10 protein-coding genes, 1 tRNA gene and 1 pseudogene are annotated in these 11,336 nt (G+C 68.0%); 11 read left to right on the plus strand and 1 reads right to left on the minus strand.

The window, feature by feature from the left end; translation table 11 throughout:
* Positions 1-113: 113 nt before the first annotated feature.
* Genes Q8814_RS20450 through Q8814_RS20470 form a run of 5 tightly spaced genes read left to right on the plus strand, consistent with a single transcriptional unit; the run spans position 114 to position 2,454 of the window.
* Entirely contained in the window at positions 114-914 is an 801-nt protein-coding gene (locus Q8814_RS20450) for a type II secretion system F family protein (RefSeq protein WP_330153830.1), read from the plus strand.
* Complete coding sequence (locus Q8814_RS20455; protein WP_330153831.1) at positions 911-1,486, plus strand: type II secretion system F family protein; 576 nt, start codon at positions 911-913, stop codon at positions 1,484-1,486. Before Q8814_RS20450 ends, Q8814_RS20455 begins: the two co-directional genes overlap by 4 nt.
* A 43-nt stretch (positions 1,487-1,529) precedes the next feature.
* On the plus strand, positions 1,530-1,733 hold the full coding sequence (locus Q8814_RS20460; RefSeq protein ID WP_330153832.1) for a DUF4244 domain-containing protein: 204 nt from the start codon (positions 1,530-1,532) through the stop codon (positions 1,731-1,733).
* A gap of 29 nt (positions 1,734-1,762) precedes the next feature.
* Positions 1,763-2,098: a TadE family type IV pilus minor pilin gene (locus tag Q8814_RS20465; protein WP_330153833.1), complete on the plus strand. Its 336-nt coding sequence runs from the start codon at positions 1,763-1,765 to the stop codon at positions 2,096-2,098.
* Positions 2,095-2,454 (plus strand): Rv3654c family TadE-like protein, encoded by a 360-nt coding sequence (locus Q8814_RS20470; RefSeq protein ID WP_330153834.1) that lies wholly within the window; start codon positions 2,095-2,097, stop codon positions 2,452-2,454. Before Q8814_RS20465 ends, Q8814_RS20470 begins: the two co-directional genes overlap by 4 nt.
* Before the next feature lie 4 nt (positions 2,455-2,458).
* Here the strand turns inward: Q8814_RS20470 and Q8814_RS20475 are convergent, their stop codons facing one another.
* Positions 2,459-4,813: a DEAD/DEAH box helicase gene (locus tag Q8814_RS20475; protein ID WP_330153835.1), complete on the minus strand. Its 2,355-nt coding sequence runs from the start codon at positions 4,811-4,813 to the stop codon at positions 2,459-2,461.
* 351 nt (positions 4,814-5,164) lie between these two features.
* On the opposite strand from Q8814_RS20475, the gene Q8814_RS20480 reads away from it, so the two are divergent.
* The 6 genes and pseudogenes from Q8814_RS20480 (at position 5,165) to Q8814_RS20505 (ending at position 10,931) form a co-directional block, all read left to right on the plus strand.
* Positions 5,165-5,368: a cold-shock protein gene (locus Q8814_RS20480; RefSeq protein ID WP_005248460.1), complete on the plus strand. Its 204-nt coding sequence runs from the start codon at positions 5,165-5,167 to the stop codon at positions 5,366-5,368.
* Between the two features lie 140 nt (positions 5,369-5,508).
* Positions 5,509-6,113 (plus strand): annotated as a pseudogene (locus tag Q8814_RS20485) (hypothetical protein).
* Between the two features lie 117 nt (positions 6,114-6,230).
* Positions 6,231-9,143 (plus strand): type I DNA topoisomerase, encoded by a 2,913-nt coding sequence (topA, locus tag Q8814_RS20490; protein ID WP_408015953.1) that lies wholly within the window; start codon positions 6,231-6,233, stop codon positions 9,141-9,143.
* 31 nt (positions 9,144-9,174) lie between these two features.
* Positions 9,175-10,362 carry a DNA polymerase III subunit delta' gene (locus tag Q8814_RS20495; RefSeq protein ID WP_330153837.1) on the plus strand — a complete coding sequence of 396 codons (1,188 nt, stop codon included), beginning with the start codon at positions 9,175-9,177 and terminating at the stop codon, positions 10,360-10,362.
* Positions 10,363-10,424: 62 nt separating this feature from the next.
* A tRNA-Thr gene (locus Q8814_RS20500) sits at positions 10,425-10,497 on the plus strand.
* 236 nt (positions 10,498-10,733) lie between these two features.
* Positions 10,734-10,931 carry a hypothetical protein gene (locus tag Q8814_RS20505; RefSeq protein ID WP_330153838.1) on the plus strand — a complete coding sequence of 66 codons (198 nt, stop codon included), beginning with the start codon at positions 10,734-10,736 and terminating at the stop codon, positions 10,929-10,931.
* Positions 10,932-11,336: the final 405 nt, after the last annotated feature.

The following is an 11,336-nucleotide window of genomic DNA, read 5'->3' on the forward strand; positions in this document are numbered from 1 at the left end:
GTCGAACGTGACCCGGTCGCCGGGGTCGTCGTCGTGCCGGCCTGGACATACCCGCACGGGCCCGCACCCGCGATGGAGCAGCTCGAACACATCCTGCGTCGCCGGGACGTGCCGTGAGTGCAGTGGTGCGGTGCCTCGCAGCGGCGTTGCTGACGGCGCCGGGTCCGGGCGCCGCATCCCGCATCCGCCGGCACGCCCCCACCTCGCGAACCGGCATGCGCCGGCACCACGTCGTCGTCGTTACTGTCGTGGCCGGTGTCGCGGGGGCGTTCGCGATCGGTGCCGGAGCTGCGTCGGCCGCGGCGGTCGTCGCCGCAACCACTTTGTGGCGGTCCCGCCGCCGTCGCCGCAACGCCCGGACGGATGCCGAGCGACGCCTGCTCCTGTCGGTCCTGGAAACCGTGATCGCCGCTCTGCGCGTGGGTGCCCATCCGGCCGACGCCTGCGACACCGCCGCGGACGAGACGAGCGGAGCCGCCTCCGACGCATTCCTGGTGGCTGCCGCCCGGTCGCGGCTCGGTGGATCCGCTGCCGACGGGATGCGCAGTGCCGCAACAACCTCGGACCGACACGGTATCGGCGCGAGCCTCGAGCGCATCGCGGACGCATGGACGGTGTCGGACCGCTACGGTCTCGCGCTCGCCGACCTGCTGTCCGCCGCGCGTTCGGATCTGGCGGCGCGGATGCGGATTCGTGCGCGTACGGACGCCGGACTGGCCGGCGCGCGGGCCACCGGTTCGGTCCTCGCGGGGCTACCGGCGCTCGGCGTGGGCCTCGGTCAACTGATGGGGGCCGCGCCGGTGGAGGTGCTGCTCGGTGACGGGCTGGGCGCCGCGCTGCTCGTCGCGGGCACCGTCCTGACGTGCGCAGGACTGCTGTGGACCGATCGGATCGCCGAGCGGGTGAGCTCGTGAGCGCGCTGGCCGCGGTATGTCTCGCTGCCGCGCTGCTGATGGCCCCGGGCCCCGGATATCGACGGATGTGGCGCCAGGGCGCGGCGCCGACGGAGTCGGCCGACGCTGCACCGGACCGGCCACCGGATCCGCACGCGATGCCGGCGAGCTTCGATCTGTTCGCCGCGTGCCTCCGCGCGGGAATGCCCGCCGCCACTGCTGCACGCGCGGTGGCGGAGTCGGCACCCCCGGCGCTCGCGACCGCGCTGCGCCGGGGCGCCGACCGACTGCAGCTCGGCGCCGATCCCGCGGACGCATGGACCGATTCGGATCACGACGAGGTCCTCGAGGATTTTGCGCGCGCCGCGCGGCGTTCGGCGAAATCCGGCGCGCCGCTGTCCGAAACAGTGTCGGAACTGGCCGTTCGCCTGCGGTCGGAGGCGGAGGATCGAGCATCCGCGGCCATCGAGAGGGCGGGCGTACTGGTCAGTGGCCCACTCGGATTGTGCTTCCTGCCCGCGTTCGTGTGTCTGGGGATCGTGCCCGTCGTGATGGGTCTCGCCCGGGACGTGCTGGGCGGGGGACTGTTGTGAAACGTCGACGTGGATGGTCTGCGTCGCAGATGAAGGAGAACTCATGTTGTCGAACGGAATTCGCGCCATCCGCAGCCGCATGACGGTCCTGGTGGCCGAGGACGACGGGATGTCCACCGCCGAATACGCCATCGGGACGATCGCGGCGGCCGCGTTCGGGGCTGTGCTCTACACGGTGGTGACCGGCGACAGTATCGTGTCGGCGCTGACCGGGATCGTCGAACGCGCGCTCAGCACCGCGGTGTGAGCGGGACGGGTCCGGGTGTCCGGCGTGTGGTGGCGGACGAGAGCGGGGGTGTCACCGTCGAAGCCGCCCTCGCACTCGCGACTCTCGTCTCGGTACTCGTGCTGTGTCTCGGTGCCGTGCTGAGTATTTCGCATCAGGTGCGATGCCAGGACGCCGCCCGCGAAGCGGCGCGACTGGTCGCGCGCGGCGACGACGCCCGTGCGGTCGAGGTGGCCGCGGCGATCGCGCCCGCGGAGGCGCGCATCGCGGTGCGGATGGAGGGCGATCTCGTCGTCGCGACGGTGACCGCGGACGGCCCCCTGTTGCCGATGGTGACATTGCGGGCCGAGGCCGTTGCGGCGCGGGAACCGGCGGAAGCGCGGTGACACGGGCGTTGACGGGTTCGGACGGGGAGCGGGGCAGCGCAAGCATCGTCGGATGTGCGGTCATGGCGGCGTTGATCGCGGTCACCGCCGCGATGCTGCACGCCGGTTCGGCCGTCACCGCACGACACCGCGCCCAGGCCGCCGCGGATCTGGCGGCCCTGGCGGTCGCGTCCGCGCTGGATCGGGGATCCGCGTCCGCGTGTGAGCGCGCCGATCCGATCGCGGCACGGATGCAGGTCCGGGTCCGTCGGTGCACGATCACCGACTGGGATGCCGTCGTCGAGGTTGTGGCACCCGTGCCGGTTCTCGGGGGCCGGGAGGCGACGGCGGTGGCACGTGCCGGCCCGGTGGAGTGAATCGCTACCGGCCCTCGGTGATCGCGTCGAGCACGGCGGTGAGCAGCGCGATCGCCCCGGGCTTGTCGAGGGGATCGTTACCGTTCCCGCATTTGGGGGAGTAGACGCAGGAGGGGCACCCGGCCGCACAGTCGCAGGCCGCCACGGCATCGCGGGTTGCCGTGAGCCACTGGAGGATACGGCTGTATCCGCGCTCGGCGAATCCGGCACCGCCGGGCTGTCCGTCGTAGACGAAGACGGTGGGCAGTCCGGTGTCACCGTGCAACGCGGTCGACACCCCGCCGATATCGCCACGGTCGCACGTCGCGACCAGGGGGAGCAGTCCGATCGCGGCGTGCTCGGCGGCGTGCAACGCGCCCGGCACGCGCTCCGCGGTCAGGCCGATCCGTTCGAGGAGTGCGGGGGTGACGGTGTACATCACAGCGCGGGTGGTCAGCGTCTGCGCGGGCATGTCGAGCTCGATCTGGTCGAGGACCTCCCCGGACGGCAGTCGCCGAAGGTAGGCGACCACCTGATGGGTGACCTCCACGTGCGCCGACCCGATCGTGACCTGTCCGTACGTGTGCTCTTCGGCGACGGAGACGACGGCGATGTCGGTGATCTCCCGGGCGACCGTGGACCATTCCGGATCCTCGGCATGGACCAGAGCGATGCCGTCGTCGTAGAGCAACTCGTCGACGACGAACACCTCGCCCTGATGCAGATGCACAGCACCGGGATGCACGGTCGCGGGGGCACGTCCGGCCTCCACGGTGCCGAGCATCCGTCCGGTGTCGTTCTCGACGATCGCGATCTGGTGGCCGATACCGCCACGGATATCGATGCCGGCGTGCGGTTGCGTACCCGGGGTGACGAACCAGCCGTGCGGACGCCGTCGGATCAGGCCCTGTGCCGCGAGGTCGGTGAGGACATCGCGCGCGGCGTAATCGTCGACCTCGGCGTCCGTCAGCGGTTTTTCCGATGCGGCGCAGAGAAGTTGCGGTCCGAGTACATACGGGTTCGACGGGTCCGTCACGGTGGCCTCGACCGGGGTGTCGAGCAGCGCGGCCGGATGGTGCACGAGATAGGTGTCGAGCGGGTCGTCGCGTGCGACGAGCACCACGAGCGCCCCCTGCCCGCGGCGCCCGGCTCGGCCGCCCTGCTGCCGGAACGACGCGACGGTGCCGGGGAATCCCGCGACGACGACGGCGTCGAGACCGGCGATGTCCACACCCAGTTCGAGAGCGTTGGTCGTCGCGACACCGAGTAGCCGGCCGTCGGAGAGGGCGGCTTCGAGATCGCGCCGGTCCTCGGCGAGATACCCGGCCCGGTACGCGGCAAGACGGTCTTCGAGCTCCGGTGCAGCTTCGGCGAGCAACCGCTTCGCGGTCATCGCGGTGAGTTCGGCGCCGTGCCGGGAGCGGACGAAGGTCAGGGTGCGGGCGCCCTCGACGACGAGGTCGGCCAGGAGTCGGGCGGCTTCGGTGCCCGCGGCACGTCGGACGGGTTCGCCGTGCTCGCCGGTGGTGTCGCGGAGCAGGGGCGGTTCCCACAGGGCGATGGTGCGCGGCCCCTGCGGGGAGCCGTCCTCGGTGATCTCGCGGCACGGCGCGCCGATGAGCCGGGAGGCGGCCGCGCCGGGTTCCGCGGTGGTTGCGGACGCGAGGACGAACACCGGGTCGGCGCCGTAGTGCGCCGCGATGCGACGCAGTCGCCGCAGGATCAGTGCGACGTGGGAGCCGAAGACTCCGCGATAGGAGTGGCATTCGTCGATCACCACGTAGCGCAGGCGACGCAGCAACCGGGCCCAGCGGGCATGTCCGGGCAGCAGCGCGAGGTGGAGCATGTCGGGGTTGGTGAAGATCCACCGCGAATGACGGCGCGCCCAGTGCCGGAGTTCGGTGGAGGTGTCGCCGTCGTATGCGCAGGGGCACACCGTGGATAGCTCGTCTTCGGCCGAGGTGAGCTCGGTGACCGCGCGTAGCTGATCGGCGCCGAGGGCTTTGGTCGGCGAGAGATACAGCGCGGTGGCCTGGGGGTCGGACGCGAGGGCGGTGAGGACGGGCAACTGATAGGCCAGGGACTTGCCCGACGCCGTTCCGGTGGACACGACGACGTGCTCGCCGCCCGCGGCGAGGTCGGCGGCACTCGACTGGTGGGTCCACGGCCGAGGCACGCCCTGCTCCTGCAGTGCGCGGACCACGCTGTCCGCGGCCCAGTCCGGCCACTCGGTGTGCCTGGCATGCCGCCCCGGCAGATCGACGGTGTGAGTGAGGGGATGTTCGTCGGCGGGTGTGCCGGCGAGGAGCCGGTCGAGGAGTTCGCGTCCGAAGCTCGCGGCCGGGGCGCTACCTGTGTCGAGTTGAGGCGGACTGGTCACACAGGGCTCCGGGTAATCGGTTTCGGAACGGGCTGCAGCGACGCCGCGTAACATCGCAGCAACACCTACCCGCCGGAAATGCTACCGGCGAGCGATCAAGATTGAATTTCTGGCACGTTTGTGCCTTTTCCTACTGTTGTGCGCGACCGGAACATGATTGACTGACCTCCGGTCGCAGCTTCTGTGTTCGGTGGCTTTGAAAAGGCACGCTCGCAGGATCGATTGGTTGCGAACGCGGTGCTTTAGCTCTTCCAGTGGGGGACTCGAGAAGTACAGCGGTCGGAACCGGGACCTGGCGGGCCGCGTACCCGGCGGCTCGTCGAATCCGGTGTTAGAAAGAGAAGGAAAAGCATGGCACAGGGCACTGTGAAGTGGTTCAACGCGGAGAAGGGCTTCGGCTTCATCGCTCCGGAGGACGGCTCCGCCGACGTATTCGTTCACTACTCCGAGATCCAGGGTTCCGGTTTCCGCACCCTCGAGGAGAACCAGCGAGTCGAGTTCGAGGTCGGACAGGGCACCAAGGGCCCGCAGGCCACCGGGGTGCGCGCCGTCTGATCTATCCGCTCCTTGCGAGCGCAGGTGACGGATCTCCTGATCCGGATCCCGAATTGTCCCCCGTCACCCTCGGTGATGGGGGACGATGCGTTTTCAGTACCGGCACCGCTTCGGTACCCGCACACCACAGGGGGATGTGAGTGAGCCAACTGTCGGTCTTCGGCGCCGACACAGCGCCACCTGCGGTGACCGACCTGGGCGGCCTGCTTGCCGCGCACGGCCAAGCGGTCACCGCAGCCGGTGGGGCGCGGATCTCGGTGGTCGTCGAGCCCTGTGGCGCGCCACCGCCATCGCCGTGCTGATCGAAGCTGCGGGCCTGCATCCGGAGATCACCGAAACCGACGAGGGACATCCCCTCGTGCGTACCGAAACTGCTCCTGAGCTGGTGTCACTCGCAGACCAGTGGACACGCGGCGCGGTGAAGGCCGTGCCGCCGGGATGGGTTCCCAGTGCCCGCGCCCAGCGGGCGTGGGTGCTGGCCGCAGGCCGGGTGGAAGTGGTCGGAGAGCGGTACATCCTGGGCTTGGATCCGCACGCACCCGACACCCACGCGGTGCTCGCGGAGGCCCTGATGCACGCGGGGATCGCCCCTACACTTATCGGTACCCGCGGCGCGGCGCCCGGCTTGCGGGTGTCCGGACGCAGACGTCTGACACGGCTTGCCGAGAACATCGGAGAGGCTCCCGACCAGCCCGAAGCACGCGCGTTGTGGCCGCATCCCGAAGGCGGAGAACCGCACATGTGACGAGCCGTTCCCCGCGGATGTGCAACCCTGTGTGTGGCCGCGTCGGGGGGACGGGTCGGTATACATGTCTTCGAGAAGCGCGGCATGTCGGCGAAGAGGGAAGGTGCGGGCGACACGGTGGCAGCACAGGACAAGAGCACATCGGGCACGCGTCGGCTCGTCATCGTCGAGTCTCCGACCAAGGCCAAGAAGATCGCTCCCTACCTGGGGCGGGACTACGTCGTCGAGGCGTCGGTCGGGCACATCCGGGACCTTCCGCGCGGTGCGGCCGACGTCCCCGCCAAGTACAAGGGTGAGTCGTGGGCACGACTCGGGGTCGATGTCGACCACGACTTCGAAGCGCTCTACGTGGTCAGCCCCGAGAAGAAGTCGAAGGTCTCGGAGCTCAAGAGCCTGCTCAAGGACGCCGACGAGCTGTATCTCGCGACCGACCCCGACCGTGAAGGGGAGGCCATCGCCTGGCATCTCCTGGAAACCCTCAAGCCCAAGGTGCCCGTGCGCCGGATGGTGTTCCACGAGATCACCGAATCCGCTATCCGCGCGGCCGCCGAAAACACCCGCGACCTGGACAACGATCTGGTCGATGCTCAGGAAACCCGCCGCATCCTCGACCGTCTCTACGGTTACGAGGTCAGCCCGGTGCTGTGGAAGAAAGTCATGCCGCGGCTCTCCGCCGGGCGCGTCCAGTCCGTCGCGACGCGCGTGATCGTGCGCCGCGAACGCGAACGCATGGCATTCAAGTCGGCCGAGTACTGGGATATCGCCGCCACCCTGGATGCCGGGGCGGACGCGAGCCCACGATCGTTCGGTGCTCGACTGGTCTCCGTCGACGGCTCTCGTGTCGCGTCCGGACGTGACTTCGGGCCCGACGGGAATCTGAAGTCCACCGGGGTCGTCGTCCTCGACGAGACCTACGCCCGACGGCTGGCCGAGGCGCTCGCGGGGACCGCGCTCACGGTGTCGTCGGCGGAGAGCAAGCCCTACACGCGTAAGCCCTATGCGCCGTTCATGACCTCGACTCTGCAGCAGGAGGCCGGCCGCAAACTGCGGTTCTCGTCCGAACGCACCATGCGCATCGCGCAGCGGCTGTACGAGAACGGCTACATCACATACATGCGTACCGACTCGACGACGCTCTCGGAGTCGGCCATCAACGCGGCGCGCTCGCAGGCAACTCAGCTGTACGGCGCCGAGTACGTGCATGCGACGCCGCGCCAGTACACCCGCAAGGTGAAGAACGCGCAGGAAGCGCACGAGGCGATCCGTCCCGCCGGTGACGTGTTCGCCACCCCCGGTGAGCTGCATGCGCGGCTCGGTGCCGACGAGTTCAAGCTCTACGAGCTGATCTGGCAGCGCACCGTCGCCTCTCAGATGGCGGATGTCCGCGGCACCACGCTGACCCTGCGCATCACCGGCGCGGCCGGCACCGGCGAAGAATGCACCTTCTCGTCGTCGGGCCGCACCATCACGTTCCCCGGTTTTCTCAAGGCTTACGTCGAAAGCGTCGACGAGGAGGCGGGCGGCCAGTCCGACGACGCGGAGTCGCGGCTACCCAATCTCAGCGAGGGCGCAGCGGTCACGGCGACGAAACTCGACCCGGACGGTCACTCGACCAACCCGCCCGCCAGATACACCGAGGCGAGCCTGATCAAGACGCTCGAAGAGCTCGGCATCGGCCGTCCTTCGACATACGCCTCGATCATCAAGACCATCCTCGATCGCGGTTACGTCTACAAACGTGGCAGTGCGCTCGTGCCGTCGTGGGTGGCGTTTGCGGTGATCGGCCTGCTGGAAGCACACTTCGCCCAGCTGGTGGACTACGACTTCACTGCCGGAATGGAAGACGACCTCGACGAGATCGCCGCCGGTCACGAACAGCGCACCGACTGGCTCTCTCGGTTCTACTTCGGCGGCGAGCACGGCGACGAGGAATCGGTCGCTCGCAAGGGCGGCCTGAAGAAGCTCGTGGGACAGAACCTCGAGGACATCGACGCACGTGAGATCAACTCGATCCGGCTTTTCGACGATGCCGAGGGGCGCGAGATCCACGTGCGTGTCGGCCGCTTCGGGCCGTACCTCGAGCGCATGGTCGTCAATCCCGACGATCCGGACGGTGAACTCGTCTCCCAGCGCGCCAATCTGCCCGACGATCTGCCGCCCGACGAATTGACGCTCGAGTACGCGGAGAAGCTGTTCTCGACCCCGCAAGAGGGTCGGGTACTGGGTGTCGACCCTGCCACCGGTCACGAGATCGTCGCCCGTGAGGGACGCTTCGGGCCGTACGTCACAGAACTGCTTCCCGAGCCGGAGCCCGAACCGGAGCCGGATGTCACTCCCGTCCCGGTCGACGAGGTCGACGCCTCCGGTGGTGGCACCAAGACGGCAACCAAGAAGGCGGCAGCCAAGAAAGAGCCGGCCAAGAAGGCCGCCAAGAAGGCCGCCGGCCCGAAACCTCGCACGGGGTCTCTGCTCAAGTCGATGGATCTGGCGACGGTGACCCTCGAGGACGCGTTGCGGTTGCTCTCCCTTCCGCGGGTCGTCGGCGTCGATCCCGAGACGGGCGACGAGATCACCGCGCAGAACGGCCGCTACGGCCCGTACCTGAAGAAGGGCTCGGACTCGCGTTCGCTCGCGGACGAAGAGCAGATGTTCACCGTCACGCTCGAGGAAGCGCTCAAGATCTACGCCGAGCCCAAGCGGCGCGGCAGGCAGGCAGCGGCGACACCACCGCTGAGGGAACTCGGTGTCGACCCGATCAGTGAAAAGCCGATGGTGATCAAGGACGGTCGCTTCGGTCCGTACGTCACCGATGGTGAAACCAACGCCAGCCTGCGCAAGGGCGACGAGGTCGACAGCATCACCGACGAGCGGGCTTCCGAACTTCTTGCGGACCGGCGCGCGCGTGGCCCTGCGAAGAAGACGGCCAAGAAGACCGCGAAGAAGGCACCGGCCAAGAAAACCGCCGCGAAGAAGACCGCGGCAAAGAAGGCGCCGGCCAAGAAGACCGCCGCGAAGAAGACGGCCGACTGATCCGTCGGTGGCTGTCGCTACGCTGAGCGCCATGCCGGGTGTCTTCGATCGTCTCGTCGGTCAGAGCGACGTAGAGGCAGACCTCGTCGCGGCCGCCACCGCGGCACGACGCGACGAGGCCGGGTCTGCGATGACCCATTCGTGGTTGTTCACAGGCCCGCCCGGGTCCGGCAGGTCGATCGCTGCGCTGTGTTTCGCGGCGGCGTTGCAGTGCACCGACGCCGGCACTCCGGGGTGCGGTCACTGCCACGCCTGCACCACCACCATGGCCGGCACCCACGGCGACGTTCGCCGCGTCGTTCCCGAAGGCCTCACTATCAGTGTCAAGGCGATGCGCGACATCGTGCAGGTCGCGTCCCGCCGTCCGAGCACCGGACGCTGGCAGGTGGTCGTGATCGAAGACGCTGACCGTCTCACCGAAGGCGCGGCCAACGCGCTGCTCAAGGTCGTCGAGGAACCACCCCAGCGCACGGTGTTCCTCCTGTGCGCTCCGTCCGTCGACCCCGAGGACATCTCGGTGACGCTGCGGTCGCGTTGCCGGCACATCGGACTCGTGACACCCCGCACCGACGCCATTGCGCAGGTTCTCCGCGAAGGCGACGGCATCGACGACGCGACTGCCACGTGGGCAGCGTCGGTTTGTGCCGGCCACGTCGGGCGCGCGCGGCGCCTCGCGACCGACCCGGTCGCGCGCGACAACCGCAAGCGTGCCCTCGATCTTGCCGGTGCAGTTCTCAGACCTGCCACGACCTACGCCGCGGCCGAAGAGCTGGGACGCAGTGCCGAGGCGGAGGCGAAAGAGATCAGCGCGGCACGCGACGAGCGTGAAACAGAAGAACTGCGGACCGCGCTCGGAGCCGGCGGCACAGGTAAGGGCGCGGCAGGGGCGCTCCGTGGATCGGCGGGCGTGCTCAAGGATCTCGAACGCGCCCAGAAGTCGAGAAAGACCCGCACCGAACGCGACATCATGGATCGGGCACTCATCGATCTGGCCGGGTTGTATCGCGACGCACTTGCTCGCACCTTCGGTGCGGCCACGACCCTCAACCATCCCGACATGGCCGATCGTGCCGCCGACCTCGCCGACCGCACCCGGCCGGAAGCGCTGCTCGACTGCATCGAAGCGATCCTCGAGTGCCGCGAGGCGCTCGCTCAGAACGTCAAACCGAAGTTCGCCCTGGCCGCCATGGCAGCCAGGTTGAGCGCGGCATTCCGGTGACCGAGCTCCCGGTTTGCGTCGGGCAGGGGGGTGTCCGCTAGACTTCGATCGCCGAATGGCACGCTGCCTTAGCTCAGTCGGTAGAGCATTTCACTCGTAATGAAAAGGTCGTCGGTTCGATTCCGACAGGCAGCTCAGCACGAAGGCCCCTCGCCCGTCCGGGCGGGGGGCCTTCGTCGTCCTTGCAAGTGCCGGCGTCGCCGGGATCATGGGACATATGGTGCTCGAACTCTTCTCTCTGATCCTGATCATCGGCGCACTGGTGGTTGTGCTGCCCATGGCGATCCGCATCCTCCGCAATCGTGACGACGATCGATGAGATATGAACGAACTTCCTCGACAACCTCGTGAGACGCGCCCATGCTCGATGTATGAGCGAGTCATTGAAGCAACGGGTTCGCGACAAGATCCTCCGTCAACGTGGAGAGGACGGCGGCCGTCCCATCGGAGATGCCGAGGGTGACGATCCGCGCTTGATGGACATCCGCGCCGACCTGGCTCTCCTGGACCAGGCGATCGAGGACGACGAGACGGTTCAGCGGCTCGCCGCGAAGTACTGGGTTCCGTGAATCAGCCGAGAAACGTGCGCTGACCTGGCGATTTGGTATTCCGGTGAGGGCTGGCGTAACTTATTCCAGGTCAGAGCGACACGGACACCGACCCAAACCGCAAGGTGTGGGACAACGAGGTTGGACGCAGGCGCCTGAATTTCACTGGTTCGAAACCTTCTGGTAAGGTTTTGCACCGCCCCTGGTTACAGAAACACCGCGGATTTGCGTCCGAGTGTGAATGAGACTAGGCTGGAACAGTTGCCCCGGAACGGTGCGGACTTCGGTTCGAACTCGATGGTGTGTGCGTGTTCTTTGAGAACTCAACAGTGTGCCGATGAATGTCAGTGCCAAATTTTTTTGGTGCGACCGTCGATTTTTTCGATGGTTGTGTGCTGGTCATCGCCTTCTTCCGTCGGTGGTGGC

This window comes from Rhodococcus chondri (assembly GCF_036327435.1).
GTDB lineage: Bacteria > Actinomycetota > Actinomycetes > Mycobacteriales > Mycobacteriaceae > Rhodococcus > Rhodococcus chondri.